This window comes from Caulobacter sp. GW821-FHT09H08 (genome assembly GCF_059415885.1).
Window position 1 is genome coordinate 470,324 of sequence record NZ_JBWKOC010000001.1, and the last position, 26,992, is coordinate 497,315.

At 68.7% G+C, this 26,992-nt stretch carries 18 protein-coding genes; 11 read left to right on the forward strand and 7 right to left on the reverse strand.

The window, feature by feature from the left end:
- Positions 1-2: 2 nt before the first annotated feature.
- Positions 3-1,070 (forward strand): hypothetical protein, encoded by a 1,068-nt coding sequence (locus AC07NN_RS02350; RefSeq protein ID WP_494637531.1) that lies wholly within the window; start codon positions 3-5, stop codon positions 1,068-1,070.
- A complete protein-coding gene (locus tag AC07NN_RS02355) occupies positions 1,067-3,877 on the forward strand; it encodes an AAA family ATPase (protein WP_494637532.1) in 2,811 nt (936 codons plus the stop codon). The genes AC07NN_RS02350 and AC07NN_RS02355 overlap by 4 nt, the downstream gene beginning before the upstream one ends.
- Before the next feature lie 1,311 nt (positions 3,878-5,188).
- Here the strand turns inward: AC07NN_RS02355 and AC07NN_RS02360 are convergent.
- A complete protein-coding gene (locus tag AC07NN_RS02360) occupies positions 5,189-5,758 on the reverse strand; it encodes a DUF1353 domain-containing protein (RefSeq protein ID WP_494637533.1) in 570 nt (189 codons plus the stop codon).
- 174 nt (positions 5,759-5,932) lie between these two features.
- On the opposite strand from AC07NN_RS02360, the gene AC07NN_RS02365 reads away from it, so the two are divergent.
- Positions 5,933-7,141 carry an MFS transporter gene (locus tag AC07NN_RS02365; RefSeq protein WP_494637534.1) on the forward strand — a complete coding sequence of 403 codons (1,209 nt, stop codon included), beginning with the start codon at positions 5,933-5,935 and terminating at the stop codon, positions 7,139-7,141.
- Between the two features lie 35 nt (positions 7,142-7,176).
- On the forward strand, positions 7,177-7,566 hold the full coding sequence (locus tag AC07NN_RS02370) for a nuclear transport factor 2 family protein (RefSeq protein ID WP_494637535.1): 390 nt from the start codon (positions 7,177-7,179) through the stop codon (positions 7,564-7,566).
- Positions 7,567-7,655: 89 nt separating this feature from the next.
- On the opposite strand, the gene ccrA is transcribed toward AC07NN_RS02370, so the two are convergent.
- Positions 7,656-8,930 carry a crotonyl-CoA carboxylase/reductase gene (gene ccrA, locus AC07NN_RS02375; protein ID WP_494637536.1) on the reverse strand — a complete coding sequence of 425 codons (1,275 nt, stop codon included), beginning with the start codon at positions 8,928-8,930 and terminating at the stop codon, positions 7,656-7,658.
- 269 nt (positions 8,931-9,199) lie between these two features.
- Here ccrA and AC07NN_RS02380 point away from each other — a divergent pair, with 269 nt between their 5' ends.
- The 4 genes from AC07NN_RS02380 to AC07NN_RS02395 all read left to right on the forward strand — a co-directional run bounded on the left by AC07NN_RS02380 (position 9,200) and on the right by AC07NN_RS02395 (position 13,197).
- Entirely contained in the window at positions 9,200-9,931 is a 732-nt protein-coding gene (locus AC07NN_RS02380) for an enoyl-CoA hydratase/isomerase family protein (RefSeq protein WP_494637537.1), read from the forward strand.
- A gap of 116 nt (positions 9,932-10,047) precedes the next feature.
- Positions 10,048-10,308, forward strand: coding sequence for a hypothetical protein (locus tag AC07NN_RS02385; RefSeq protein ID WP_494637538.1), 261 nt, complete (start codon positions 10,048-10,050; stop codon positions 10,306-10,308).
- Between the two features lie 98 nt (positions 10,309-10,406).
- Positions 10,407-12,395, forward strand: a complete 1,989-nt coding sequence (locus tag AC07NN_RS02390) for a methylmalonyl-CoA mutase family protein (RefSeq protein WP_494637539.1) — start codon at positions 10,407-10,409, stop codon at positions 12,393-12,395.
- Positions 12,396-12,426: 31 nt separating this feature from the next.
- On the forward strand, positions 12,427-13,197 hold the full coding sequence (locus tag AC07NN_RS02395; RefSeq protein WP_494637540.1) for a hypothetical protein: 771 nt from the start codon (positions 12,427-12,429) through the stop codon (positions 13,195-13,197).
- On the opposite strand, the gene AC07NN_RS02400 is transcribed toward AC07NN_RS02395, so the two are convergent.
- Together AC07NN_RS02400 and AC07NN_RS02405 are read right to left on the reverse strand one after the other, a co-directional pair.
- Positions 13,188-14,552, reverse strand: coding sequence for an MFS transporter (locus tag AC07NN_RS02400; RefSeq protein ID WP_494637541.1), 1,365 nt, complete (start codon positions 14,550-14,552; stop codon positions 13,188-13,190). The two genes, AC07NN_RS02395 and AC07NN_RS02400, sit on opposite strands and share 10 nt — an antisense overlap.
- Positions 14,553-14,776: 224 nt before the next feature.
- Complete coding sequence (locus tag AC07NN_RS02405) at positions 14,777-15,262, reverse strand: SRPBCC family protein (protein WP_494637542.1); 486 nt, start codon at positions 15,260-15,262, stop codon at positions 14,777-14,779.
- Between the two features lie 272 nt (positions 15,263-15,534).
- Between AC07NN_RS02405 and AC07NN_RS02410 the strand changes: the two genes are divergently transcribed.
- Both AC07NN_RS02410 and AC07NN_RS02415 read left to right on the forward strand, forming a co-directional pair.
- Positions 15,535-16,299 carry an SDR family oxidoreductase gene (locus tag AC07NN_RS02410; RefSeq protein ID WP_494637543.1) on the forward strand — a complete coding sequence of 255 codons (765 nt, stop codon included), beginning with the start codon at positions 15,535-15,537 and terminating at the stop codon, positions 16,297-16,299.
- Positions 16,300-16,378: 79 nt separating this feature from the next.
- A complete protein-coding gene (locus AC07NN_RS02415) occupies positions 16,379-18,931 on the forward strand; it encodes a hybrid sensor histidine kinase/response regulator (protein WP_494637544.1) in 2,553 nt (850 codons plus the stop codon).
- A 173-nt stretch (positions 18,932-19,104) separates the two neighbouring features.
- On the opposite strand, the gene AC07NN_RS02420 is transcribed toward AC07NN_RS02415, so the two are convergent.
- On the reverse strand, positions 19,105-20,265 hold the full coding sequence (locus AC07NN_RS02420; protein WP_494637545.1) for an aminotransferase: 1,161 nt from the start codon (positions 20,263-20,265) through the stop codon (positions 19,105-19,107).
- A 100-nt stretch (positions 20,266-20,365) separates the two neighbouring features.
- Between AC07NN_RS02420 and AC07NN_RS02425 the strand changes: the two genes are divergently transcribed.
- On the forward strand, positions 20,366-20,614 hold the full coding sequence (locus AC07NN_RS02425; protein ID WP_494637546.1) for a GlsB/YeaQ/YmgE family stress response membrane protein: 249 nt from the start codon (positions 20,366-20,368) through the stop codon (positions 20,612-20,614).
- Positions 20,615-20,703: 89 nt separating this feature from the next.
- Here AC07NN_RS02425 and AC07NN_RS02430 read toward each other — a convergent pair whose 3' ends face one another.
- Together AC07NN_RS02430 and AC07NN_RS02435 are read right to left on the reverse strand one after the other, a co-directional pair.
- A complete protein-coding gene (locus AC07NN_RS02430) occupies positions 20,704-24,264 on the reverse strand; it encodes a TonB-dependent receptor (RefSeq protein ID WP_494637547.1) in 3,561 nt (1,186 codons plus the stop codon).
- 190 nt (positions 24,265-24,454) lie between these two features.
- Positions 24,455-26,848, reverse strand: a complete 2,394-nt coding sequence (locus tag AC07NN_RS02435) for a putative bifunctional diguanylate cyclase/phosphodiesterase (protein ID WP_494637548.1) — start codon at positions 26,846-26,848, stop codon at positions 24,455-24,457.
- Positions 26,849-26,992 lie beyond the last annotated feature (144 nt).

Consider the following 26,992-nt stretch of genomic DNA (forward strand, 5'->3'; position numbering starts at 1 on the left):
CCATGCAGCTGACGCGCGATGAGCAACGGACGCTGTTGGGCTGGACGAGGAACTTCCAGGCTCCCGACGACTTCGGCGTCTTCCTGATGGACGCCATCGTGGTCGACTACAGGGATTTCGCGCGCCCTCAAGTGCTCATGGCGGTGGTGGCCATGGACTTCGTGGGCTGGCTGCAACGCAACATGCACTACGCGATCGAATTCTATGCAGCTGCAGCGGTCCTTTGGCCGGAGCACCAAGCCGTCGCCGATCTCGAGGCGACCCTTGAGCGGCTGCGGGCCGGCGAGGCGCGGGCCATCGCCGCCGGTCCGCCCTACGAGCACTGTCTCGCCGGCGGCGTGCCGGTCGTGAACCGCTCGCCGCTGCGAGCCCTGCTCAAGGGTCTGACCGAGCGCAAGGACTATCCGGTGATCATGGTCGAGGGCGACCGGGGCCTGGGCCGCAGCCATTCGTGGCATCTGATCCAGCATGTGGCGGCGGGGCAGGAGGTTCGGCCACTGCTCGTCGACCTGCTCGGGCCGACGCTGAGGTCCCAGAGCGTCGCGGGACTGTTCGAGTACCTGACCCGCGTGCTGGGGCTGCAGGACGGGGTCGCGCCGACCAGCGAAGGCGTCACAGGCGTCACCCTGGCGCAGCGCTTCAGCGGCGAGTTCGTGGCCCGGGTCCAGTCGCTGCCGGCGCCATGGGGCAAGGACGTCTGGCTGGTGTTCGACAACCTGGATCGCGACGTGCCGCCGGAGACCAGGCTGTTCGTCATGCAGCTGGCGCAGATGCGCCTGAACAAGGACTTCGCCGGCGTCACGCTGTTCCTGCTGGGACCGGATCCGACTTCGGGCGTGGAAGATCCCTTCCAGTTGACCCGGCGCGAGCGGCTGACCAGCCTCCAGGCCGACGAACTGCGCTCGGCGGTCAAGGCCGTGAACGCGGTGGGAGAGGTCCAACTGAGCGCGGCGGATCTCGAAGCCGAAACCCAGGCGGTGCTGGCCCTGGCGGGGACGCAGCAGGGCCGTGAACTGGGCGCCGCCGTGATGGCGCGCCTGGCCGAGTTGCGGAACCGGGTGCAGGCGTGAGCCCGCTCCTCGCCATTCCCGATCTCGCGCGCCCCGGTCCGGAACGGGACCTCTGGGCCGAGGCGGCGGTGCGCGAGCGCTTCCGCGCGGGCGAGCTGCTGGCCGAATGGTTCGACGCCAACCCCGCCCATTCCGACGCGCAGGCCGACCAGGCGTCGGACGTGGCGCTGGACCTGCAGGTGGCCGCGAAGCCGGCGCTGGACGAGGCCGGGATCGAGGCGCTGCGGCTGCCGACCCAGGCCCGGATCGATGTCCTGAAGGCGATCGGGCTGGAGGAGGCTCGGCGGCGGCTGGCGGCGCGGCCGGAGGCCGAGCGCAACGAAAGCGAGCTGTTGCTGGCCACCCTGCTGGGCGACGAGCCGATCAAGCCGGACCTGCAGGATCGCGAGCAGCTGTCGACCCTGGCCCGGGTCGGCGCCATCGCCCAGGCGGCGGGCGCGGCGCTGTCCTTCGTTCCTTCGGAACTGCGCGAACAGGTCGAGCGCCTGGACTTCCTGCAGATGGTCGGCGGCCCGGACCTGCATCGGTTCGTGGGACGGGAAAAGGAGCTCGCCAAGCTGCACGCGGCCTGGCGGGACCCGCGCTCCCAGGTGCTGGCGCTGGTGGAAGGGGCCGGCGGCATGGGCAAGTCTCTGCTGGTCAGCCGCTTCGTCGCCGACATCCTGGAGGGGGACGAAGCGCTGCGCCCGTCGGCCGTCTTCCACCTCGACTTCGACCGGCGCGACCTGCAGCAGGCGCGGCCGGCGACCATCATGGCCGAACTGGTCCGCCAGGCGCGGCGCTGGGTGGCGCGGGAGGACCTGCCGCGACTGGACGCGCTGACGAGCCCGTCGCAAGCTTCCCACCCGGGGTTGGAAGCCAGCGGCTCCCTGCGCAGCTCGGAACTCTACGGCAACCTTGCCTGGGACCTCGTGGAGCTGTTGCGACGCCCGGGGCGGGAGTGCCGTATCCTGATCTTCGCCGACAGCGCCGAGCAGGTGCTGGGCTTCGACGACGTGGCCGCGCGCAGTCCTATGGCCGCTGCGGCGGCGCTCGACAGGGCCGGGGCCGACAGCGTGCTGCTGGTCTACGGCTCGCGCTGGTATCCCGAGGTGCGGCCGGCGGGGCAGGCCTACGACTATGACGACGCTCCGCCATGGCGCGACATCGAACCGAACTTTCATGTCCGGCTCACCGAACTGCGCCCGGCCGAGGCCAGGGCCTATCTCGCGGCCGAATGCGCGCGGCTCGGCGTCGAAGTCAGCGACCGGATCATCGGCCAGGTGCTGAAGGCGGTCGGCCGCTCTCCGCTCGCCGTGCGCCTGGCCGCCGCCCTGCTGGAGAAGGAGGGGGCGGAGGCCGATCCGGCCAAGTGGGCCGGGACGCTGCGCGACCATCCCGAGCGGCTGCAGGCGGCGCTTTACGATCGCGTGCTCTATCGGGTGCGCGACCCGGAACTGCGCAAGATCGCCTTCCCCGGCCTGCTGGTGCGCCGCCTGACGGCGGGGGTGATCGCGGCGGTCCTGGCCGAGCCTTGCGGCCTGGACCTGTCGACGGTGACGCCCGGCGCCCTTCTCGAAAAGGCGCGCAAGGAAGGCCAGCTGTTCCAGCACGACCCTTCCGATCCCGACCCCGCCGCCGTCTGGCACAGACCGGACGTCCGCGCGCTGATGCTGCGCGACCTGGACGCGGCGGCGGCGAAGGGCGAGCTGGCGGACAAGGCCCTGGCGATCAACCGGCGCGCCGTGCAGTTCTATCAGGGCGAGCCTGGCGAGGTCGCGCGGGTCGAGGAGCTCTATCACCGCCTGCGACTCGACGAGGACGAGCAGAGCCTCGGGGCGGAATGGCGCGGCTTCGCCGATCGCCTGCGCCCCGTCCAGGATCAGTTTCCGCCTAAGGCGCGCGCCTGGCTCCGCCGTCAGTTGGGGGCTGCGTCGTTGCAGAGCGTGGCGCCCACGCCTGCCGGCGATGTGGCCACGGCGGCCGGATTCCAGGCGGAGGAGGCGCGACTGTTCGAGCTGCGGGGCGTGGTGCAGCGCGAGCTGCAGGCTGGCGCCATGCCGATGGAGACCCTGGTCCGCTATGGCGCCGACACCCTGCAAGGGCCCCTGGCCGACCTCTATGCCGAGGCGCTGGTGTCCGTCGGGCGGGTCGAGGACCTGACCCAGGCCGGGCGGCGCCTGCGCAACACGCCGCGCCGCTTGCCGCCCCGGGTGCTGGCCGGCGTGTTCAACGCCGCCGCCGGGGCGCTGGAGGGGCAGGGCAAGCTCAGCGAGGCCGAGACCTTCTGGTCCGCCGCCGTGGCGCAGCGACTATCGGACGAGGAGGAGGCGACCCTGGTGGCGCTGGGCGCGCGCATCGGCCTGATGCGCACCCGTCGCAAGCGGCTGGCCGGCCGCACCGATCGCCGGCGGGGCGCCGAGGGCCGGGCGGCGCTGGAGCTGATGCGTCGGGTCGGTTACGCGCTGTTCTCGCGCCGGGTGCTGGCGCGGGAGACGGTCGCGGAGCTGTCGGACCTGCTGACGGATCCGACGCTCGACGGCAACGCGCGTGAAGCCCTCACGCGACTGCTCGGCGCGGCCTTTGAAACCCAGGAAGCCTTTCCCAGCGCCGCCGGCTCGCCGCAACGCCTCGCGGCGCTCGGCGTGGCCCTGGTGGGCAGGCCGGTGGAGTCGCTGCGCGAACTGACCGGCCTGAGCATGAAACTGATCTACGGCGGACCCGATGACCTGACGCCGCTGATCCGCGCGCTGCGGGAGGAAGTCGACTGGACCCTCGAACGCGCCGTCTCCCAGCCCTTGGCCGAACGGTCGGCGTTTCTGGGTTAGGGGGGCATTGGCGGCAAGCAGCTGAACTGCTCGTCATGCCCGTCCTGATGGCGGGGAATGCGGAGGCGGCGAAGTCGGCTTTCGACCCTTTGGCGAAGTTCGGAAGGGCCGCTATCGGGCCGATGCGAGTGATGACGATATAGACCGGTCGGTGAATCCCGCGAGTGCACGGCGCTCCGCCCCAGGTATTCGCCTAAAAGGGCGAGCCGATTCAATAACCGAAGGCCGCAGGACCCAAGGTGAGTGGAATCAACGATTTTGGCCTTCATCGACGTGAACTCGGCAGCATGCATCTTCAGCGTCTAGATCGCTTCACGGCACGGCATCAAACATGCTAGCTGAGTGCGATATCTTTGATGCCATTGAAAATTCATCTTGGAGGTCGGGATGCCAACTGCCATTGTCCATAGAGATAAACGCTCCGATGGACGATACATTACTCTTACGATTTATGTAGATGGATCGGCAGAGTCCGACGTATCAAATGGAGATTCGGCCAGCTTCTATATTTCTCATGGTCAACACGCGATACAGGCGAGATTTGATCATTGGGGGCCGCCGTCATTCACGCGAACCAGCTACGCTGACGTCCATTATGTCGGACAATCCAATACGATAAATGTAAATGTCGACGGAGACATTAAAATTTATTGCCAATTCAAAGGCCTATTTGGGATTTTATCGTCAGATATAGTTTCGATCAGAGCTGTAAAATCATAAGATAATGCATCAAAAACTAGAGCAATGGGCGATGAATAATTCTGTCCGGTAAATTTCTAAAATAGTCAGATGTAAAGCCGTATCCTTGTGCAACTACCAAAGGCTGGAGCCGCAATTGGTGCAGTGCCTAATGGTGACGGTTCGTCGGGTGCCCCTTCCGCATGAAGGGCAGTCAACAACGTCTTTTCCCCAAAAGCTTTTCCTATGACTTTCGGGAACATATCCAGTGCGCTCGCACGTCGAACAATCTTCGTGCCGCTCGTCAGTCCTATATATAATTGCAGCTACTGAAGCGCTTCTAACAGGCCGTCCTAGCCAGCCTTTGCCTTTACAATCCGGACATTCTTTCACCAGATAATCCTCCGTTGAGCGTAGCGTTATTTACTATGATGCGGTCGCATTTGCCCGCCCAGGAGGTGGGGGCGTATTGTGAAGCCGAACTCCTCGCTTCCCTTGGCGGAGCGCTGGAGTGCTCTTTGGCAGCGTCGGCCATTCAGATGATCTTTCCTTAGCGGCTTGCTGCCTGCAATCTCAGTGGCTGAGAGTTCGAAGTCCACCCTTTCCGGACGTTCAGTGCGTCTGCTTTGGGGCCTACGGCTTGTAGTCCGCGCGGGGCGGGGTCGGCCATTTGGCCTGGTAGTGGTCGCCGCGCTCGGTGTTGGGGGGCTTTCGGTCGCCCGTGAGCCAGTCGCCGAAGGCTTCCTTCCAGGCGTTGCCTTCGCGACGATAGCCGCCGCCGCCGCCGACCTGCACGGCCTTGTACATGGTGGTGCGCCGCGCCCAGCTGACGCCCAGCTCCTCCATGGCGTCCACGAACACGCGATCGGCGAAGGGCTTCTTGCCGGGCTCGCCGACCAGGTAGAGCCAGTCGTGCAGCACCGCCGCCTTGGCGTGCCGGCCGAACGGCGGGAACATGCCGCGCACCGGCGCCGGGATCGAGGCGAAGTCGGTGATGTAGCCGGCGGGCACCTCCATGCGCGCGCCCGACGCCGGATGCTCGTAGGCGAACCCATAGGTGACGATCGCGGTGGTGCGGCCTTCGCGCTCGTCCTGCTGGTCGAGGATGGCGACGACCAAGGGCTTGGGCATGGTCTTGACGTAGGCCTCCAGGCCGCCCGTGGCCTCCGGCCCCTTGGCTTCTGGCAATGTCGTGAACGGCATCGGTCCTGCTCCCCCAGCCCATCCGAAGCCGAACCGTGCGGCCTTGCGAGGTTGTCCGTCAACCCTTTCAGGCTGTGTGACTCGTGATTACTCTATGAGGTTGCATCTCGCGCCGAAACCCCGTGCGCCGGGCCTGGGAGCGCCTTAGTCTCGCGCCGTTCGGGGGAGCGGAAGATGGACGACGCCAAGGCCAGGCCTGTCTGGGCCGTACTGCTGGTCTGCCTGCTGGCGGCCATGCTGGAGGGGTTCGACATCCAGTCGATGGGCGTGGCGGCGCCGCGCATGGTTCCGGCTTTGGGACTGACGCCGGGCCAGGCGGGGTGGGCGTTCAGCGCCAGCCTGATCGGGCTGATGGTCGGGGCGTCCGGGGGCGGGGTGATCGCCGACCGGATCGGGCGGCGGCCGGTGCTGACGGCCTCGGTCGCGGCGTTCGGGGTGTTCTCGCTGCTGACGCCCCTGGCGCACGGTCTGGGCGGTCTGCTGGCGGTGCGGTTCCTGACGGGCCTGGGCCTTGGCGGCGCCATGCCGATGCTGATCGCCCTGGCCTCGGAGCAGGCCGGTCCGGCGCGCAAGGCGACCCTGGTGGCGGTGGTCACGGCGGGCCTGCCGCTGGGCGGGGCGGTCGCGGGCCTCTTGGCGCGTTCGCCGCTGGCCGAGGACTGGCGGATGATCTTCGTGTTCGGCGGCGTCGCGCCCCTGCTGGCGGCGCCGCTGCTGCATGGGGTGCTGCCGCTGGGCCGGCCCGAGGCGATCGAACGGCAGGGGCGGACGGCCCTGGCGGCGCTGTTCGCGCCGTCCCGCCTGCCGGTGAGCTTGAGCCTCTGGATCGCCGTGGCCCTGGCGGCGCTGATGCTGCACCTGTTGCTGAACTGGCTGCCGACCCTCCTGGTCGCGCGCGGCCTGCCCAAGAGCGCGGCGTTCGGGGCGGCGGCCTTGTTCAATCTGGGCGGGGCGAGCGGCGGCGTCGTCTTTGGCCTGCTGGTCGACCGGTTCGGACCGCGCTGGCCGCTGCTGGGCGCCTTCGCGGGGCTGGCCCTGGCGTTCCTGGCGCTGGCGGCGGCGGGCGACGGCGGCGCGATCGCGGCCCTGGCGTTCGGCGCGGGCTTCCTGCTGATGGGCGGGCAGTTCACGCTCTACGCCCAGTCGCCGCTGCTCTATGCCGACGCGGTGCGCGGGACGGGCGTCGGCGCGGCCATCGCCGCCAGCCGGCTGGGCTCGATCTTTGGACCGCTGGCCGCCGCCGAGCTGATCGGCGCGGGCATGGTCGGCGGGACCGTGGTGCGGGCGCTGGTCCCGGTGGCCCTGCTGACGGGCCTGGCCTCGGGGGCGATGGTGGCCTTCGCCAAGGCGCCTGCTGACAGCTCTGGGCGGGGCGTCGGCTAGACCGCCTGCTTCCCATCCGAACCGCGAGAATCTCCATGTCTTCCAGCACCGTCGGCGACCTCGTCGAGACCTACGCCCAGGCCTGGAAGGCCGGCGACCTGGCGACCATGGTCGGCTGCTATCACGACGACTTCACCCTGCACTATGCGGGGCGCAATTCGCTGGCCGGCGTGCACGCGGGCAAGGCCAAGGCGCTGGCGGTGCTGGCCGAGGTCTCGCGCCGCACCAACCGCCGGCTGGTCGAGATCGCGGATGTGCTGGTGGGCAAGGAGCGCGCGGCGATCCTGGCGCGGGAGCTGTTCAGCCGCGATGGTCGCGAGGCGGTGGTCGAGCGGCTGCTGGTCTATACGGCGCGGGAGGGGAAGCTCGACGCGTGCTGGGTGCACGAGAGCGACCAGGCGCTGGCGGACGGGTTCCTGGCGTAGGGCGGCTCTCGCCCGCTCAATAAATCTCCGTCATTCCCGCCCTTGTGGCGGGAATGACGGAATGTTTTTGAACGGTGAGAAGGGAGGCCCTAAAGCGCCCCGCTCAGCTCCTGCACCTCTTCCACCGTCCGCAGGCCCGGACGCTGGGCGCAGACCAGGACCGCCATGTTCCCCGGCAGGTGCTGGTTGGCCAGCATCTTCTCGTGGGCGGCGGGGATGTCCTTCCAGGGGAAGACCTCCGACAGGCACGGGTCGACGCGGCGGTCGATGACCAGCTGATTGGCGGCCGAGGCCTGCATCAGGTTGGCGAAGTGGCTGCCCTGGACGCGCTTCTGGCGCATCCACAGGAAGCGGGCGTCCATGGTCAGGTTGAAGCCCGAGGTGCCGGCGCAGATGGCGACCATGCCGCCGCGCTTGACCAGGAACACCGACACCGGGAAGGTCGACTCGCCGGGGTGTTCGAACACCAGGTCGACATCCTTGTTGCCGGTGATTTGCCAGATGGCTTTGCCGAACTTGCGGCTCTCCTTCATGTAGTCGCCGAACTCGGGGCCGTTGACCTTGGGCAGCTGGCCCCAGCAGTTGAATTCCTTGCGGTTCAGCACCGCCTTGGCGCCCATCGACAGCACGAACTCGCGCTTGTCGTCGTCGCTGACCACGCCGATGGCGTTGGCCCCGGCCACGGCGGCCAGCTGCACGGCGAAGACGCCCAGACCGCCGGACGCGCCCCAGACCAGCACGTTCTGGCCGGGCTTCAGCTCATGCGGCTTGTGGCCGAACAGCATGCGGTAGGCGGTGGCCAGGGTGAGCGTGTAGCAGGCGGCTTCTTCCCAGGTCAGGTGCTTGGGGCGTGGCAGCAGCTGGCGCGACTGCACCCGGCAGAACTGGGCGAAGCTGCCGTCGGGCGTCTCGTAGCCCCAGATCCGCTGGCTGGACGAGTACATCGGGTCGCCGCCGTTGCACTCCTCGTCGTCGCCGTCGTCCTGGTTACAGTGGATGACGACCTCGTCGCCCAGCTTCCACCGCTTCACCTTGGAGCCGACCTTCCAGACGATGCCCGAGGCGTCGGAACCGGCGATGTGGTAGGGCTGCTTGTGGCCATCCAGCGGGCTGATCGGCTCGCCGAGCGCGGCCCAGACGCCGTTGTAGTTGACCCCGGCGGCCATCACGAGGACCAGCACCTCGTCCTCGCCGATCTCCCAGGTGGGGACCACCTCGACCTGCATCGCCGTGGACGGCGGACCGTGGCGCTCCTTGCGGATGCTCCAGGCGTACATGGTTTTCGGCACGTGGAAGGCCGGCGGGATCTCACCGATCTCGTACAGGTCCTTCAGCTCGGTCTTCTCAAGCGTTTGCGTCGTCATCTCACTCCCCGTTCCTTCTGCGATGCAACAACGCTCGAAGGTCAAACTCGGCTGCGCCGCCCCGTGGTGAAGCGGTGAATTCGCCTCCCGTGGGGTCTGTTTTTGGCTCCCGAGCGCAAAAATCCGCCCGGAAGACCCTCAGGCTGAGACAGATGTTTGAAACTGGCAAGCGGAATCTTGTGCGTCGCAACATCGCGACTGCGAATGCCCGCCCCGGGTGACTTGCGGGGAAGGTTGCGGGCGAAACCGGCGCGGGCCACGCTGGCGGCATGATCCACCTGTCGCATCCCGAACCTTCGATCGCGCTGATCGAACTGGACACCGCGCCCGCCAATGTCCTGGCCATGGCCGAGCGGGTGCGGCTGCTGGAGGCCTTCGCCAGCGTGGAGGCGGACCGGGCGGTGCGGGTCGTGGTGCTGACGGGGCGCAACGGGGCGTTCTGCACCGGCGACGACCTGGCCGAGAGCCTCAGCCGCGACGTGCCGACCCAGACGGCGGCGATCCTGCACTTCTTGGACATGTGCGGGAGCATCGCCGCCTGCCGGGTTCCGGTGATCGCGGCGATCGACGGCTGGTGCATCGGCGGCGGGCTGGAACTGGCCCTGGCCGCCGACATCCGCCTGGCCAGCGACCGCGCCAGCTTCGCCTGCTCGGCGGTGCGGATGGGGCTGACGGCCTCGGCCGGACGGCTGGTGAAGCTGGTCGGCGAGAGCCGCGCCAAGCCGCATCTGCTGACTGGCGCGCCGTTCGACGCGGCGCGGGCGCTGGCGGACGGGGTGGTGGCGGAGGTGCATCCGGCGGCAGGGTTGCTGGACGCTGCGCTCGCCATGGCGCGCACCATCGCCTCGCGCGCGCCGTTGGCGATCGAGGCGACCAAGCGGGTGGCGTCGGGGGTGTCGACCACCGAGACCGAGATCCCGGACCTCGCGGCCAGCGCCGATCATGCCGAGGCGCGGACCGCGTTCATCGCCAAGCGGCCGGCGGTGTTTACGGGGCGGTGAAGGGCGCCTAGCTTCCCGCCATGACCACGCCCCCGCCTTCGTCGTTCAAGCCCGTCGTTCTCACCGATGACCGAGGTGTCGCGTTCCTTGAGCGTCATCCCGCCACGCACAAGGTAGTGACGACGCCTTCGAAGGCGGGACTGATCGAGGCGGCGCTGCACTTCCACGATGGCGCGGCCGTGCCTCCGGACGAGCAATGGGCGATGCCGAACGCCAATGTGCCCGAGGATCGGGAAGCTGACCTCCGCTTCGAGAACACCGGCCATGCGCCGCCGCTCGGTTTCTGGGTGACCCATCCGGACATTCTGGCCTGGACGACCTCAGCCCTCGACGACAATTCCGAGGACTGGTGGGTCGAGGTCTGGCTGAAGGGCTGATCCACGCCCAATTCGCACCTGCGAACTCAGTATTGCATCGCAGCAAATCCGGGATCATGATCGGCGATAACAAGAACTAAAAACGCCGGGAGCCCGCCATGTCCTCGAAGCCGTACCAGCACGCGCCGGATCCGCCGTGGATCTTCCGCACCTATGCCGGCCACTCGACGGCGGAGAAGTCCAACGCGCTCTACCGGGCCAACCTGGCCAAGGGGCAGACGGGCCTGTCGGTGGCCTTCGACCTGCCGACCCAGACCGGCTACGACCCCGACCACATCCTGGCCCGGGGCGAGGTCGGCAAGGTCGGGGTGCCGATCAGCCATCTGGGCGACATGCGCGCCCTCTTCAGCGAGATCCCGCTGGAGAAGATGAACACCTCCATGACCATCAACGCCCCGGCCGCCTGGCTGCTGGCGATGTACGTGGCGCTGGCGGACGAGCAGGGCGCGGATCGGGCTCTGCTGCAGGGCACCACCCAGAACGACCTGATCAAGGAATATCTGTCGCGCGGCACCTACATCTTCCCGCCGGGCCCGTCCTTAAGGCTCATCGGCGACATGATCGCCTGGTGCTATCGCGAGGTTCCGAAATGGAACCCGATGAACGTCTGCAGCTACCACCTGCAGGAGGCCGGGGCGACGCCGGAGCAGGAGCTGGCCTTCGCCCTGGCGACGGCGATCTCGGTGCTCGACACGGTCAAGGCCGGCGGCCAGGTGCCCGACGAGGACTTCGAGATCGTCGCCTCGCGGATCAGCTTCTTCGTCAATGCCGGGGTGCGGTTCGTGACCGAGCTCTGCAAGATGCGCAGCTTCACCAAGCTGTGGGACCAGATCCTGCTGGAGCGCTACGGCGTGCAGGACAAGAAGGCGCGACGGTTCCGCTACGGGGTGCAGGTCAACAGCCTGGGCCTGACCGAGCAGCAGCCCGAGAACAACGTCTACCGGATTCTCATCGAGGCCCTGGCCGTCACGCTCAGCAAGGACGCCCGTTGCCGGGCCTTGCAGCTGCCGGCCTGGAACGAGGCTCTGGGCTTGCCGCGTCCGTTCGACCAGCAGTGGTCGCTGCGGCTGCAGCAGGTGTTGGCCTACGAGACCGATCTGCTGGAATACGAGGACCTGTTCGACGGCTCCCACGTGGTCGAGGCCAAGGTCGCCGAGCTGTCGAAGGGCGCGATGGAGCAGCTGGCCCTGATCGACGACCTGGGCGGGGCGTCCAACGCCATCGACTACATGAAGTCCGAGCTGGTGGCCTCCAATGCCAAGCGGGTGCGTTCGGTCGAGACCGGCGACATGACCGTCGTGGGCGTCAACCGCTGGACCGACACTGAGGCCTCGCCGCTGTCGGCTGGCGAGAGCTCGATCGAGACGGTCGATCCGCGCCTCGAGGCCGACGTCGTCGCCCGCATCAGGGCCTGGCGCGAGGGCCGCGATCAGGCGGCAGCGGACGCCGCTCTCGCCGACCTCAAGGCCGCCGCCTGCGAGGGCCGCAATGTCATGGAGCCCTCCATCGTCGCCGCCAAGGCCGGCGTCACCACCGGCGAATGGGCCGGGGCTCTCCGCGAAGTGTTCGGCGAGTATCGCGGCCCGACCGGCGTGGCGATCGTGGTCTCGACCAATGAGGCCGAGGACGTCGAGGCGGTGAAGCGCGAGGTCGAGCGGGTCTCGGAAGTCCTGGGCCGCACCCTGACCTATCTCGTCGGCAAGCCGGGCCTGGACGGCCACTCCAACGGCGCCGAACAGATCGCCACCCGCGCCCGCGCCTGCGGCATGGAGGTGGTCTATGACGGCATCCGCTCGACGCCGGAGGAGATCGTCCGCCGCGCCAAGGAGAGCCGCGCCCACGTGGTCGGCCTGTCGATCCTGTCGGGCTCGCACTTGGATCTGGTGCAGGAGGTCGTGAGGATCATGCGCGCCGAGGGCCTGGGCGACATCCCCGTCGTCGCCGGCGGCATCATCCCGCCCGAGGACGCCCTGATCCTGAAACAGATGGGCGTGGCGCGGATCTATACGCCCAAGGACTTCAAGATCACCCAGATCATGGGCGACGTGGTGAAGCTGGTGGAGGCGACGGCGCTGGCGGAGGCGTGACAGCGGGGCGGCGCCCGCCTAGATTGAACCTATGATCCGCAAGCTGTTCTCGCGCGAGACGCTATCCAGGGCCTGGAAGTCGACGGCCGCCAGCTACGCGCTGGTGATCGGGCTGATCCTGTTCTGCCGTTGGCTCGACCAGCCGTTCCGGGAGCAGCACGACATTTCGTTCACCTTGGCGGTGTTCGTGGTCGTGGGCGCCGTATGGCTGTTGTCGCACGAGCGGGTCGAGCGGATGCTGGGTCGCTTCAACGCCGCGACGCCTGGCCAATGGCGGACCACGCTCGCCGAGCGGCTGCGGCAACTGCTGCCCATCCCGTTCGGGGTCGTCTTCCTCGCCTGGGCGCTCCGCATCGGGCTGGACCTCTGGCGGATGAGGGACCTGCCGCGGCTGACGGGCGCGGTGGCCGTCGCGCTGCTGGTGCCGACGCTGATGACGCGCAACGCGCTGCGGATCTGGCGGGCCAAGGTCGAGCTGCAGGTGGACGAGACAGGCGTCTTCGCGCCGGCCTGGCGCAGGACCATCGCCTGGAACGAGATCGCCTTCGCGCTCCAGCCCGCCCGGGAACGCGACCTGCGCCTGATGCTGACGGAGGAAGCCTTCCAGGCCGCCGGGCGGCGCGACGGGATGCTGATCCTGCCCCTGGCCCCGACGGGCCTCTACGCCAACGAGGCCCTGGCGGCGCTGCGCGCGGTGCATCCGGACCTGCGGATCGAGCTCTGGGCCTCGAACGGTTTCGTCCTGCCGATCCACGGCGCCACGGACGTGCCAGACACCGCCAAGGTGACGACCTACGGCTGACGGCCCAGCCGCCACGCCGCCACGAATCCCACCACGGCCAGCGGCAGCAATCCCCCGAACAGCACCAGCCCGTTCGTCGGGGCCAGGGTCAGGTCGACGCCGTGGCTGAAGCCCAGGACGTTGGCCATGGCGCCGATCCCCGCCGATCCGGCGGCGCCGCCGATCAACTGCGCGGTGGGGACAGCCGAGGAGGCCATGGCCTGTTCCTCGGCGGGGGCGCCGGCGATGGCGCGGCGGGCGATGAAGGCGTGGCAGAGGCCGAAGCCGCAGCCGAGGACGAGGAAGGCGCCGGAGATTTCCCACAGGCTGCCGCGCGCCACGGTCCAGGCGCTGAGGATCGCGCCCAGCAGGATCACGCCGGCGCCGATGCGGACCATGCGGCCGTCCTTCTCGGCGGGCACGTGGCCGAAGACCATGGCGCACAGGGTCCAGCCGGCGGCGATGGCCCCGGTGACATAGCCGGCGACCAGGGGCGAGGCGTCGTGGCGGGCCTGGATGAAGGCGGGGCCATAGACCGTGAAGCCGATCACCGCCGCCTCGGTGGCGAAGATGGTCAGCAGGCCAAGTCCCGTGGCGGTGGTGAGGTCGGCGGCCGACTTGGGCAGCAGGCGGTCGTGGGTGCGGGTGTTGGCGGCCAGCATGGCGGCCATGCCGATGACGCCGCCGATGGCGAGCGCGACGGCCGCGGTCGGCGAGGCGACGATGCCCGCCGCGCCGATCAGGGTGACGCCGATGACCAGCAGGATCAGCTGCAGGGTCGGGATGCGCCCTCGGCCCGCGTCTCGGTTGCCGGCGGGCAGCATGACCATGACGGCGACGACGAAGATGATCGCCTGGATCACGAACATCCAGAACGCTCCGCGCCAGAAGCCTGCGGCGGCGAACAGGCCGCCCAGCATGGGGCCGAGCAAGGTCGCCGCGCCCCAGACGCCGGCCACGGCGCCGTAGACGCGCGGCCACAGGTGTTCGGGGAACAGGGCGGTGATGGCGACATAGCAGAGGGCCACCACGGCCCCCGCGCCCAGGCCCTGGATCAGGCGGCCCAAGATGAAGGTGACGAACTCCGGCGCGAGCGCGCTCATGGCGCAGCCGATGGCGTAGGTCAGGCCGGTCAGGGCCGTGGCGGTGCGCAGGCCCAGCGCCATCGACAGCTTGCCCGAACAGGCGCCGGCGACGATGGAGCCGGTGAGATAGGCCGCGACCGACCAGCCGAAATATTCGTAGCCGCCGATCTCGCCCGCGACGCTGGGCATGATGGTGGCGGTGACAAGGGTGTCGGCGGCGTTCAGCCAGATGCCCAGGCAGAGCAGGGCGAAGCGGGGGGCGAGGGTGCGGTCGATCTGTAGGCCGGCCATGGAGGTCCCCCCGTACGCAAGGGACCCCGTTGCCCCGGGGCTCATCTAGGGGCGCGGGGGCGGTATGGGAAGCTTGGGGGTGAAACTCAAATTACTCCGTCATCCCGCGACGTGTTCGCGGGACCCATTTGTCCGCCGCAGGTGCGGAGCGGGTTCACGCCTTCACGCGGAAGCTGAACCATGGGTCCCGCGCATAAAGCGCGGGATGACGGATGAAGGGGGCGCTAGAGCGTCTTGGCCAGCGCCTCCAGCTGACCCGCGACGATGCCCCAGCCTTCGTGGAAGCCCATCTGCTCGTGGGTCGCCTTGTCCTCGGCGCTCCAGTGGCGGGCGACCGCGCGGTAGCGGGTCTTGCCGTCGCCCAGGTCCTCGAAGGTGATGATGGCGACCATGAACGGCTTGGCCGAGGGCTGCCAGGTCTCGGTGAAGGCGTCGGTGAAGACGATCTTCTGGTTCGGCACGACTTCCAGATAGACGCCCGGCTGCGGCATGACCTCGCCGTTCGGGCCGTTCATTTCCAGATAGGTGTTGCCGCCGGTGCGCACGTCCGTGCGGACGTTGGAGACGGTCCAGGGCTTGGGGCAGAACCACTGCTCCATCAGCTCCGGCGTGGTCCAGCACTTGTAGAGGTTCTCGGCCGAGGCCTCGAGAACGCGCTCCAGGACGAGCTCGCGGTCGGCGGGGAAGGTGGTGGCGGTGTCGAGGGGCATTGGGGCGTCTCCTTGTTGGTGTGAACTCTTGCCTCAAGGACGAACGACTTCCACCGCGTGCGACATCGCCCGCGATATTTTTTTGAGGCGTCTCTCTGGGAGGCGTCCTCGCCCTTCGACAGGCTCAGGGTGAGAACGACTTTGGACGCCGGGTCAGTAGAGACCTCACCCTGAGCCCGTCGAAGGGCGAGGGCTCGGCGCCTTGGTCTTGACCGCCCGCGCTCCCCGCCGCACTGTGCCTGAAATTCAAACAAACGTTTAGGGTGCGCGCCATGAGCCTCTTCGACCTGACCGGCAAGGTGGCGATCATCACCGGGTCCTCGCGGGGGATCGGCAAGGCGATCGCCGAGCGGATGGCCGAGCACGGGGCCAGGGTGGTGATCTCCTCGCGCAAGCTGGAACCCTGCGAAGCGGTGGCGGCCGACCTGAACGCCAGGCACGGGGCCGGGACGGCCATCGCGGTCCCGGCCAACATCGCCTCCAAGGACGACCTGCAGAACCTGGTCGACGAGACGAAAAAGGCGTTCGGCCAGGTCGACATCTGCGTCTGCAACGCGGCCAGCAATCCCTATTACGGCCCGTTGGCCGGGATCAGCGACGACCAGTTCCGCAAGATCCTGGACAACAACATCATCAGCAATCACTGGCTGATCGGCATGGTCGCGCCGGAGATGCGGGCGCGGAAGGACGGGGCGGTGATCATCGTCAGCTCGATCGGCGGCCTGCGCGGCAACGCCATCATCGGGGCCTACAACATCTCCAAGGCCGCCGACTTCCAGCTGGCGCGCAACCTCGCCCACGAGTTCGGGCCGGACAACGTGCGGGTCAACTGCATCGCGCCGGGCCTGATCAAGACCGACTTCGCCAAGGCCCTGTGGGACGATCCGGCCACGCTGGAGCGCTCGACCAAGGGCGTGCCGCTGCGCCGCATCGGCGAGCCGGACGAGATCGCCGGGGCGGCGGTCTATCTGGCCTCGCCGGCGGGACGCTTCATGACGGGACAAGCCATGGTGGTGGACGGCGGGGCGACCATATAACGCTGCAACTGCGGCGGTATGCTTAACCCGTCCTACATCAATCGCCGCGAAGGCTGACCGCGAGTTTCTGGATACGGATTTGCGGCGGCTTCTTTCGACCATCGTCCTGATCGCAACCCTCGCGGCCGGCGCCGCGTGGGCGCAGGACGGCGCGTCCCTGGCCCAGCGCCTGGACCAGCTCTCCCGCGAGATCGGCGCGCACGAGATCCGCGATCCGCCGCGCGACAACGAAGACATCGAACGCGCCGGCCGCCGCGCCCTGCGCGAGAAGGGCGCGGCCCGGCTCTATGGCCTGTGGCGGGTGCTCTACGCGTACAAGAGCAACCAGATCCAGGGCAGTTTCGACACCTGGGTCGCCCGCGCCCGCGAGGTCGCCGCGCGCGACAAGGACGAGGGGCTGGAGGCGCTGGTCGCGCTGGAGGTCCTGGCCTACCGCAACGAGACCCACGGCTTCCGGGCGTTCACCGACGCCGACTGGAAGACATTCATGACCCGGTCGGGGCCGGACATCCGGCTGATGGCGGGGATCGAGCGCGTGCGGCACCTGGGCCAGGTGGGCCGCTGGGCCGAGGCCGCACGCCTGGCCGCCGAGCTGACCGCCGACCTCGAGAAGCGCGGCCGCATCGCCCAGCCGGTGCTGGCCGAGCTGCACCAGGTGCACAGCTACACGCTGTCGGACATCGGCGACAAGGAAGGGGCCCTGGACCACATGGCCCAGGCCGCGCGGCTGGACGAGCGCGACGCCTTCTATGTGCGCAAGATCGAGCGGGTCTACGACATCGCCTATACGGCGGCCGACCTGGGCGAGCTGAGCGCCGCCGAGGGCTTCGCGGCCGTCCACCACAAGCTGACCCTGGCCGACGGCGATCCCGACCTGCTGACCTGGGATCGCTATCTGTGCGCCCGCATCGCCGACCTGCGCGGCTCGCCGACGCGGGTGCTGGCCTGCCTGGCGCCGGCCGCCAAGCTGCTGGTCGCGCCCGATCGCCGCCTGCAGGTGCGGATGCTGGCGCAGCGGGCCCTGGCCGAGGCCCAGCTGGGCCAGGCCGCCCCGGCCCGCGCCGACCTGGAGCACCTCAAGACCATCCCCGAGGCCCTGGCGCCGCGCGATCCGCACGTGGAGATGCTGATCGAGGCCTATCTCCACCAGGCCGAGGGCCGCAATGTCGAGGCCTTCCAGAAGCTGGACGCCTGGCGCAAGGCCGACGGCCTGGCCGCCAACAAGGCCCATTCGCGCGGCGTCTCCGAGATGTCGGCCGCCCTCGACAGCGAGCTGCGGGCCAAGCGCGACGAGAGCCGCCGCCTGACCGAGGAGGTGCGGCTGAACCGCAGCCTGGCGCGGGCGTCGGTGGTCATCGCCGTGCTGCTGGGCGTGCTGGTCGCCGGCGGCGTCGGCTGGGCCGTGCACCAGCGCCGCGCCTCGCGCCGCTTCAAGGGCGCCCAGGAGCGCGCCGAGGCCGCCAGCCAGGCCAAGTCGGCCTTCCTGGCGGTGATGAGCCACGAGTTGCGCACGCCGCTGAACGGCATGCTGGGCCTGGGCCAGGCGCTGCGGGCCGGCGACCTGACCGAGGAGCAGCGCGAACAGGTCGACCTGATCCTGGACAGCGGCGACACGCTGCTGGTGCTGCTGAACGACATCCTGGACCTCTCCAAGATCGAGGCCGGCAAGCTGGAGATCGCGCCCACGGTCGGCGACATCGTCCAGAGCTGCGCCCGCCTCGTCGGCGGCTACCAGCCGACGGCGCGCGAAAAAGGCGTCTCGATCGCCTTCAAGCTGGAGAGCGAGGCGCCGGGGCCGCTGCTGTTCGACGGCGTGCGGGTGCGCCAGTGCCTGACGAACCTGGTCTCCAACGCCCTAAAGTTCACCACCCACGGCAAGGTCGAGGTGGGCCTGGCGACCTATCCCGAGCCCGATGGCCGGGTGCGCGTGCGGCTGCGGGTCAGCGACACCGGCATCGGCATGAGCGAGGCGACGGTCGCCAAGCTGTTCCGCCCCTTCACCCAGGCCGACGCCTCGACCACGCGCAATTTCGGCGGCACGGGGCTGGGCCTCAACATCACCCGCCGCCTGGTCGAGATGATGCGCGGCGAGATCCGCGTCGAGAGCCAGGAGGGCGTCGGCTCGGTCTTCACCATCGAGATGATCGTCGACGCCGCCGAAGCGCCCGAGGCGCCGGTCTGGGAAGAGGAGGGCGGCGAGGAGGAGGTCGGCTTCACCGCCCTGCATGGTCGCCGGGTGCTGGTGGTCGACGACCATCCGGTCAACCGCCGGGTCATCCGTCTGTTCCTCGAGCCCTTTGAGTGCGAGCTGATCGAGGCCGAGAATGGCCAGCAGGCCCTGGACGCCCTGGAGCGCGAGCCGGTCGACATCGTGCTGATGGACGTCAACATGCCGGTGATGGACGGGCTGGAAGCCACGCGGCGGCTGCGCCTGGACGCGCGGTTCGCGAGGCTGCCGGTGATCGCCCTGACGGCCGACGTGATGTCGGCGCAGATCAAGACCTGCCTGGAGGCGGGCTGCGACGCCCACGTCGCCAAGCCGATCGACCTGCGGAACCTGCTGTCAGCCATGGACCGCTGCCTGGCGCGGGGCGCGGCGCGGGATTTGGCGGCGGGGTTGGGCGCGCTTTAGCCAACCTTCCTTCTCCCCTTGCGGGAGAAGGTGTCGCCGCAGGCGACGGATGAGGGGTCGATCGTCCTGTCGGCTTGGCGCCCTAACGTCAGCCGCTTGTCGCGGCGGATGCTTTCATCAACCCCTCACCCGACCCGCTTCGCGGGCCACCCTCTCCCTCAAGGGGAGAGGGTTTAGCTGAAAGCCGCTAGCGCCGCCGCCAGCCGCTTGACCCCCTCGTCCAGCGTCGCGTCGGCCTTCGCGAAGCACAGCCGCACCACGTTCGTCACCGCGTCCTCGGCGAAGAACGCCGACACCGGGATCGCCGCGACGCCGTGCTCGACCACGCAGCGCTCGCAGAAGGTCACGTCGTCGACCGCGATGCCCGACGCCGTCAGGTCGACGTTGAGGAAGTAGGTCCCCTGGCTCTCCAGCACGACATAGCCGGCGGCCCTGAGTCCGGCGGTCAGGCGGTCGCGGGAGCGCTGCAGGTCGGCGGGCATTTCGTCGAACCAGGCGCGGTGGTTCTCCAGCCCCCAGGCCACGCCGGCCTGCAGGTTGGGCGGGGTGGTGAAGGTTAGGAACTGGTGGGCCGCCGCCAGGGCCTTGGCCAGGGGCGGGGCGGCCATCAGGAAGCCGACCTTCCAGCCGGTCATGCCGAACAGCTTGCCGGCCGAGCCGATCTTCACCGTGCGCTCGCGCATGCCGGGGAAGGTCATCAGCGGGCGATGCTTGCGGCCGTCGAAGACCACGGCTTCCCAGACCTCGTCGCAGACGGCGATGGCGTCGTGCCTGACGCAGAACGCGGCGAGCAGGGCCAGGTCCTCGTCCGGCGCGATGGTGGCGGCCGGGTTCAGGGGACTGTTGAGGACGACCATGCGGGTCTTGTCGCTGAAGGCCGCCTCCAGCATCGCCCGGTCGAAGCGCCAGTGCGGTGGGGCCAGGCGAACCAGCTTGGGGATCCCGCCCGCCCGGCGCACCAGCGGCAGGTAGGCGTCGTACAGCGGCTGGAACAGCACCACCTCGTCTCCCGGTGAGATCAGCGCCGTGAAGGCGGCGGCCAGGGCCTCGGTGGCGCCGGACGTGACGACGATCTCGCTGTCGGGGTCGAGCTGCAGGTCCTGGGCGCGGACGTAGTGGCCGGCGACGGCGGCGCGCAGTTCGGGCAGGCCGCGCATCGGCGGATACTGGTTGGAGCCCTCGATCAGCGCCCGCGCCGCGGCCTCGCGCACAGGCAGGGGGCCCTGGTCGTCGGGAAAGCCCTGGCCGAGGTTGATCGCGCCGTGCTGGCGGGCCAGGCCGCTCATGCGCTCGAAGATCGTGGTGGGCAGGTTGTCGAAGACGGGATGGACCATGGCGCTTGGCGTAGCACGACCGGTGGTCGCTGAAACACTGGTCGGACCCCGCGCTTTTCCCTAGCTTCGCGCCAACACGCGCGAACGGGAGGCGAGTCGCATGCACGGCGTTGGATTCATTGGGGCCATCATCATCGGCGTTCTGGCCGGCTTCATCGCCGAGAAGGTGATGAAGCGCGACCACGGGTTCTGGATGAACCTGATCGTGGGCCTGGTCGGCTCGCTGCTCGGCGGCTTCGTCGCCGGGGTGCTGGGCATCCACTTCTGGGGCTGGATCGGCAGCCTGGTGATCTCGAGCCTGGGCGCGATCCTGCTGCTCTGGCTGCTGAGCCTGCTGAAGAAGAACTAGGTCTTCGGAAGAACCCGGCTTTTGGGCCGAACGAAAAAGGGCGCGGCCGAGGCCGCGCCCTTCTGCCTTCGAGGGACGTTTCCGTCCGATCAGAAGCGGTACTTCAGGCCGAAGCCCACCGACCACAGGCTGGCGGTCTGGTCGACCGTCGGGGTGGCCAGGGTCGTCGGCGAGGCGGTGGTGTAGCTGTAGCGATAGGCCACGCAGGTCGGGTCGGCCGCGCCGGCCACCGTGCCGTCGGCCTTGGCGCACTGGGCGTTGACCACCACGCCGCCCGAGCGGCTGTTGGTGTACTCTTTCACCACGCCCCACTTCTTGTTCAGCAGGTTGCCCACGTTGGCGATGTCCACCGTGAACAGCAGGCTGTGGCCCTGGATCGGAACCGGGATCTCCTGGGCGTACTGGAAGTCGAAGCGGTCGACGCTGGGGTTCTTGCCGAAGCCGCGCGGCACGATCTGGCCCTGCGGCAGGTCGAACTGCTTGACCAGGGCCTTGAGCTTGTCGACCGAGGCCTGGCTGTCGAAGAAGACCGTCGTGCCGCCGCTGCTGACGAACTTCAGCGGGTTGGCGGCGTCCGGGGAGCCCAGGTTCGGGATGTAGGCCAGCGCGTCGTCGCGCGACACGCCGAAGGTCGGGTTGCGGCCGCCGGCGGGGTCGGTCATCAGGAAGGTGATCGGACGGCCCGAGTGGCGCTCGCCGAACAGGCTGAAGCGCGAGACCCAACCGGGGACCAGCTCGGCCTTGTAGCTCAGGTTCAGCTTCAGCGAGTTGCGGATCAGGTTGTTGGACTTGCCCAGGGTGGCCGCGTTGGGATCGCGGTCGAAGCCCTGGTCGGGATAGTAGGCGCCGCTGGTGGCGTTGCCGCCGGCCGTGGTGCCGAACTCCGAGATGCCGCCGTACTGGCGACCGTCCTGCCAGGTGTAGGCCGCCCAGGTGTCGACGCCGAAGATCTTGCGGGCCGCCGAGAAGGCCAGGGTCCGCGTCCAGTTCTTCTTGGACGGGTTGTAGGCCTGGATGTCGCCGAACAGGCCGAGATTGGCGAGGTCGGGGTTGGTCGAGACCGGCAGGCCCAGGGCCGCGCGGTTGGCGTTGACCGCCGCCGGCGTGGCGCCGGCGATGACCAGGCCGTCATAGCGGGCGCGACCGTCCGGCGTGTACTGCACGGCGCCGTTGACGGTCAGCAGGCGGGCGCGGATGTCGCGGAAGGCGACGTTGGTGTTCGACCAGCTGGCCACCGCGTCGACGCCGAAATCGATGTCCCACAGGGTGGTCTTGAACGACAGGTTGGTCTTCCAGTCCGAGGCCATGTCGAAGCCAGGCGCCAGCGAGTTGGTGTAGGCGTTGCGGCGGCTGGCGCTGTCGGCGGTCAGCAGGCCCTGGGCGACCGAGGCCGGGCTGGTGATGAAGCCCGGATTGCTCTTGTTGATGGTCAGCAGGGCGTTGCCGATGGCCGGGTCGATGGCGATGTTGGTGGCCGTGTCGACGAAGGTGTCGTCGGCCGTGGTCGCCGTGCCCTTGCTGTCGCGACGGATGGCGAAGCTGTTGGTCAGGGCGCCGGTGGTGCCGCCGTAGCTGTTGCCCAGAAACACGTCCGGGATGCCGCCCGAGACCAGGCCGACGCCGCCCGACAGCTCGAACCACTCGCCGTTGTACTTGGCCGAGACGCGCGGCATGACGACGTCGATGCCGTCATAGGTGGTCTGGTTCGTATAGCCGTAGCGGGTCTGGAAGTTGGTGTTCAGCGTCGGCTTCTCGTCGCCGGCGTAGTGATCCCAGCGGACGCCGAAGTTCACGGTCAGGGCGTCGGTGACGTCCCAGGTGTCCTGGGCCAGCAGGGTGTGGACCTTGTAGCCCAGCACGGCGGCGGCGTCGGTGGCCGTGCCGGTCAGCGAGTTGCCGTAGGACAGCTGGTTGGAGAAGCCGTTCTGGAAATCGGCGACGGAGTCGAAGTAGTAGACCCCGCGCGCGGCCTGCAGGAACAGGTTGTAGATCTCCATGCCGCGGTACTGGTAGCCGGCCTTGATCTGGTGGTTCTCGATGCCGGTGAAGTTGGCGATGAACGAACCCGAGGTGTCCTTGGTCTTCAGGACGTTGGCCTGGCGGAACTGGTCGGGGCCGAAGTTGATCGACGGTACGCCCGACGAGCACGAGAAGGCGGCCGAGCCCGTGCCCGAGGTCGGGTCGGAGCAGATCGAGATGTTGGCGAAGCCCTGGCCTTCCGGCGGCATCTGGCCGCGCTGGTAGCCGCGGAACGCGACGCGGGCCTCGGTCGACAGGGTCGGGGTCCAGCGCGAGTTCAGCTGCAGGGCGTAGTTGTCCTCGTTCTCCGGCTGGACGTACCAGTTGGTGTCGAGGCTGATGGCGGTGGTCGACGGGCTGCGCTTCCAGACCGAGCTGAAGGCGTGGCGATAGGTGGCCGTCAAGCGGTGGTCATTGTTGATGTTGTAGTCGATCTTCACCGACGACTTCTCGTCGAGGATCGGCTTGACCAGGCTGACCTGGCCCGGCTTCAGCAGGCTGGAGGCCGAATAGCTGTTCCAGTTGGCCAGGACCGCGTCGATGTCGGCCTGCGAGGCGCCGGCGCCGGTCGAGATGCCGGGGATGCGGTTGAAGTTGGCGGCGAAGCCGGCGCCCAGCGGGCCGACGCCCGTGGTGTCGAAGCTTTTGAACTTCTCGTACGAGGTGGCGAAGAACAGCTTGTCCGGGATGATCGGACCCGAGAGGAAGAAGCCGAAATTGCTCTCGTGGATCTTGTTCTTGACCTTGCGATAGCCGGTCAGCGGGGCCTGGAGGATGTCGTTGTTGGTGAAGCCGACGTTCGGCACCTCGTTCCCGACCATGCGGGTGGTGCGATAGTTGTCGAACAGGGTGCCGTGGAAGCTGTTGCCGCCCGAGCGCATGATCAGGTTCAGGGCGCCGCCGGTGAAGTCGCCGTCCTCGACGTCGAACGGCACGGCCTGGATCGAGACCTGCTCCAGGGCTTCGAACGAGACGGGGCCGCGGTTGGTCGACAGGCCGCCGGTGTTGAGGCCGTAGCTGTCGGCCGAGCGGACGCCGTCGATGGTGATGCGGTTGGCGCGCGGCGAGGAGCCGGCGATGTAGAGGCCGCCCGACGGACCGGTGCCGCGCGCCACGAAGTCGAGATTGGCCAGCGGGTCGCGGCGGCCGATGTCGCGGATGTCGCGCTTGACCGAGACGACGGCCTCGATCTGCTGGCGGCCCAGGGTGGTGCGCGAGCCGACATTGGCCAGCTGGGTGGTGCTGGCGGCCTTGGCGGCGGTGATGACGACTTCCGAGACCTCGCTGGCCGGGACCAGGGTCAGGCGCACGCGCTGGGCGTCGCCGACGTTCAGGAACAGGTCGCCCAGCGCCTGGGGTGCCAGGCCCTGGCCGGTGGCGGTGATCTTGTAGGGACCGCCGACGCGCAGGCCGCGCACGTCGAACGCGCCGGCTTCGTTGGTGACGGCGGTCTGGTCGGTGCCGCTGGGCACGTGGGTGACGGTCACGGTGACGCCGGCGATCGGCGCGCCGCCCTCGCTGACGGTCACGCCCCGGATGGCGGCGGTGGTCTGTTGGGCGTAGGCGGGCGCGACGGCCAGCGTCAGAGCGCCGAGGGCCGCACCGGCGGCCAGTTTACGGATCAATGTCATGGAACCCCCTGCGAGTCGGGCGGCCCCGTACAAAGGGCGCCTGGAACGGCCCCTACTTCGCCTTGCTGACAGGCTGTTGCGTTATTTGTGACGCTTCCAAGTAAATCGAAACTTCATTGCGGAACGCCCGGTCGGTGAGCACGGAGCACGGGCTGCTTGGCGTGTTTTTCCGCAGCCGGACGATCGGGATTTACCCGACGGCAGTCTCGTCGGTGGCGGCGCCCGCCTCGCCCTCGCGGCGCATCTGGCGGGCCAGGTTCGAGACCAGGAAGCTGGGGATGTCGCACACCGGCATCGGGCGGCCGTACAGGAAGCCCTGGAAGGTGTTGCAGCGCATGTCGGCCAGCAGGGTCGCCTGGGCCTGGGTCTCGACGCCCTCGGCCGTGACCTCCAGCTTCAGGGTCTGGCCCAGCAGGGCGATGGTGCGCAGGATGTCGGCGATGGCCGTGTTGTCCTGCATCTCGGCCACGAACGAGCGGTCGATCTTGATGCGGTCGAACGGGAACCGCCACAGATAGGCCAGGCTGGAATAGCCGGTGCCGAAGTCGTCCATGGCGATCTTGACGCCCAGGGCCTTCAGGGCGGCCAGCTGCTCCAGGGTCTTGGCGCTGTCGTGCAGCAGCAGGCCCTCGGTGATCTCCAGCTCCAGGCGCGCGGGGGCCAGGCCCGAGGCGGTCAGGGCGGCCTGGACCTGGGCCACGAGATCGCCCGAGGCGAACTGGTTGGGCGACAGGTTCACGGCCACGGTCAGGTGCGAAGGCCAGGTCGCGGCGGTGCGGCAGGCCTCGTTAAGCACCCACTCGCCGATGCGACCGATCAGGCCCCATTGCTCGGCGCACTCGATGAACTCGCCCGGCGGCACCAGGCCCCGGCGCGGATGCTGCCAGCGCAGCAGGGCCTCGAAGCCGGTCGCCTCGTGCTCGCTGGCGCCGATCAGCGGTTGGAAGAACAGCTTCAGCTCGTTGTTGGCCAGGGCGTCGCGCAGGTCCAGTTCCAGCGCGCGGCGCTCCTGGGCCCAGACGTCCATCGAGGTCTCGAAGAAGCGCCAGGCGCCGCGACCGTCGCCCTTGGCGCGGTAGAGGGCCAGGTCGGCGTTCTTCAGCAGGCCGTCGGGATCCTCGGCGTCCTGCGGCGCGACGGCGATGCCGACGCTGGCGCCGATCAGCACGTTGTGGCCGCGCACGTCGTAGGGGCGCGAGAGCTGGTCGACGATCGACTGGGACAGGGCGCCCAGGGCCTCGGCGCCCGGCGAGGGGGCGATGACCACGGCGAACTCGTCGCCGCCCAGGCGCGAGACCAGCCCCGCATCGCCCACGACATCGCGCAGGCGGGCGGCGGCCTGGATCAGCAAGTCGTCGCCGATCGGGTGGCCCAGGCTGTCATTGACGCCCTTGAAGTGGTCGAGGTCCAGGCACAGCACGGCGCAGCCGGCGGCTTCGATCTTGCCATGGTCGGCGAAGGCCTTGCCCAGGGCCTGCAGGAACGACAGGCGGTTGGGCAACTGGGTCAGGACGTCGTAGTGGGCCAGGCGCGAGATGCGGGCCTGGTCCTCGCGAGCCTGGGTGATGTCGGCGCCGACGCCCCGGAAGCCGGTGAACTGGCCGTCCAGGTCGTGCACGGGCTTGGCCGACAGCGACCACCAGTGATGTTCGGCGCCGACGCGGATCGGGACCGTCACGTCACGGAAGGTCTTCTGCTCGGCGAACAGGGCGGTGAGCGAGGCGATGGGGCCGGCGGGCCCCTCGGGCGCGCCGCAAAGCTCCGACATCGGACGACCGATCAGGGCGTCCTTGTCGGCGCCGGACGCGGCGGCCATGCGGTCGGAGACGTAGGTCAGGGCGCCGTGGGCGTCGACCTCCCACAGCCAGTCGCTGGCGCCTTCCTCGAAGTCGGAGAGCAGCAGGGACACGACCTGCGTCTGCTTCTCCAGCTCCTCGGCGGCGACCATGCGGTCGGCGAAGATCTTGGCGTGCGACAGGCACGAGACGCTGACCACCATGTGGCAGAAGATCAGCAGGCCGCCCAGGGCGTAAAGGATCGGATTGCCGCTGACGGCCAGCACGTAGAGCGAGCCGGCGACCATCGGGGTCGAATAGGCGATGGCGGCGGCGGGCAGGGTCAGCATGGCGAAGCCGCCACAGCCGATCATGCCGGCGATCACCGAGGCGACCAGCATCGGCATGGCGCCGGAATAGTCGTTGGTCCCGGACATGGTCAGGATCGGCAGGGCGCCCCACAGGCAACCCAGGAGGCCGGCCTGCAAGGTGATGCGATTGACGCCGCGCGCCGAGACCGTGGACTTGACCGACTTGCGGTTCTGGGCGGCGACCCAGCCCTTGAGGCCCAGCAGGGCGTAGCAGATGACCAGGGCGGCCCACACGCCGACGCCGACGCGGTGTTGCCCGGTCAGGGCGGCCAGCGAAACCAGGAAGGCGATGACGATGTTGGCGCCCATCATCACGGGCGTCATGCGCAGGATGCTCTGCACCTGCTCCATGCGCACGCGACCCGCCATCGCCTCGGGGACCGAGGGCGACAGGGCGGCGAGGCCGCGATGGATCAACGTGCTGGCGACAGTGCGCACGGGCCCTCTGGCGAGACGGAGCGAATTTCCCTGCGGAGACCATCGTTCGGTCGGGTAAAAACACGGTTAAGTCGATTGCGCGACTCAAGAAGACCGAGGCGCGAAATGAGTTGGGGCGTGTGTTCGCGCGAGGCTCTTCTCACG

Excerpts from the sequence above, each read along its gene's own strand:
- AC07NN_RS02365 (WP_494637534.1), top strand. The coding sequence starts at position 5,933 with ATGGACGACGCCAAGGCCAGGCCTGTCTGGGCCGTACTGCTGGTCTGC.
- AC07NN_RS02390 (WP_494637539.1), top strand. The coding sequence starts at position 10,407 with ATGTCCTCGAAGCCGTACCAGCACGCGCCGGATCCGCCGTGGATCTTC.
- AC07NN_RS02370 (WP_494637535.1), top strand. The coding sequence starts at position 7,177 with ATGTCTTCCAGCACCGTCGGCGACCTCGTCGAGACCTACGCCCAGGCC.
- AC07NN_RS02410 (WP_494637543.1), top strand. The coding sequence starts at position 15,535 with ATGAGCCTCTTCGACCTGACCGGCAAGGTGGCGATCATCACCGGGTCC.
- AC07NN_RS02420 (WP_494637545.1), bottom strand. The coding sequence starts at position 20,265 with ATGGTCCATCCCGTCTTCGACAACCTGCCCACCACGATCTTCGAGCGC.
- AC07NN_RS02360 (WP_494637533.1), bottom strand. The coding sequence starts at position 5,758 with ATGCCGTTCACGACATTGCCAGAAGCCAAGGGGCCGGAGGCCACGGGC.
- AC07NN_RS02350 (WP_494637531.1), top strand. The coding sequence starts at position 3 with ATGCAGCTGACGCGCGATGAGCAACGGACGCTGTTGGGCTGGACGAGG.
- AC07NN_RS02395 (WP_494637540.1), top strand. The coding sequence starts at position 12,427 with ATGATCCGCAAGCTGTTCTCGCGCGAGACGCTATCCAGGGCCTGGAAG.
- AC07NN_RS02405 (WP_494637542.1), bottom strand. The coding sequence starts at position 15,262 with ATGCCCCTCGACACCGCCACCACCTTCCCCGCCGACCGCGAGCTCGTC.
- ccrA (WP_494637536.1), bottom strand. The coding sequence starts at position 8,930 with ATGACGACGCAAACGCTTGAGAAGACCGAGCTGAAGGACCTGTACGAG.
- AC07NN_RS02425 (WP_494637546.1), top strand. The coding sequence starts at position 20,366 with ATGCACGGCGTTGGATTCATTGGGGCCATCATCATCGGCGTTCTGGCC.
- AC07NN_RS02430 (WP_494637547.1), bottom strand. The coding sequence starts at position 24,264 with ATGACATTGATCCGTAAACTGGCCGCCGGTGCGGCCCTCGGCGCTCTG.
- AC07NN_RS02380 (WP_494637537.1), top strand. The coding sequence starts at position 9,200 with ATGATCCACCTGTCGCATCCCGAACCTTCGATCGCGCTGATCGAACTG.
- AC07NN_RS02400 (WP_494637541.1), bottom strand. The coding sequence starts at position 14,552 with ATGGCCGGCCTACAGATCGACCGCACCCTCGCCCCCCGCTTCGCCCTG.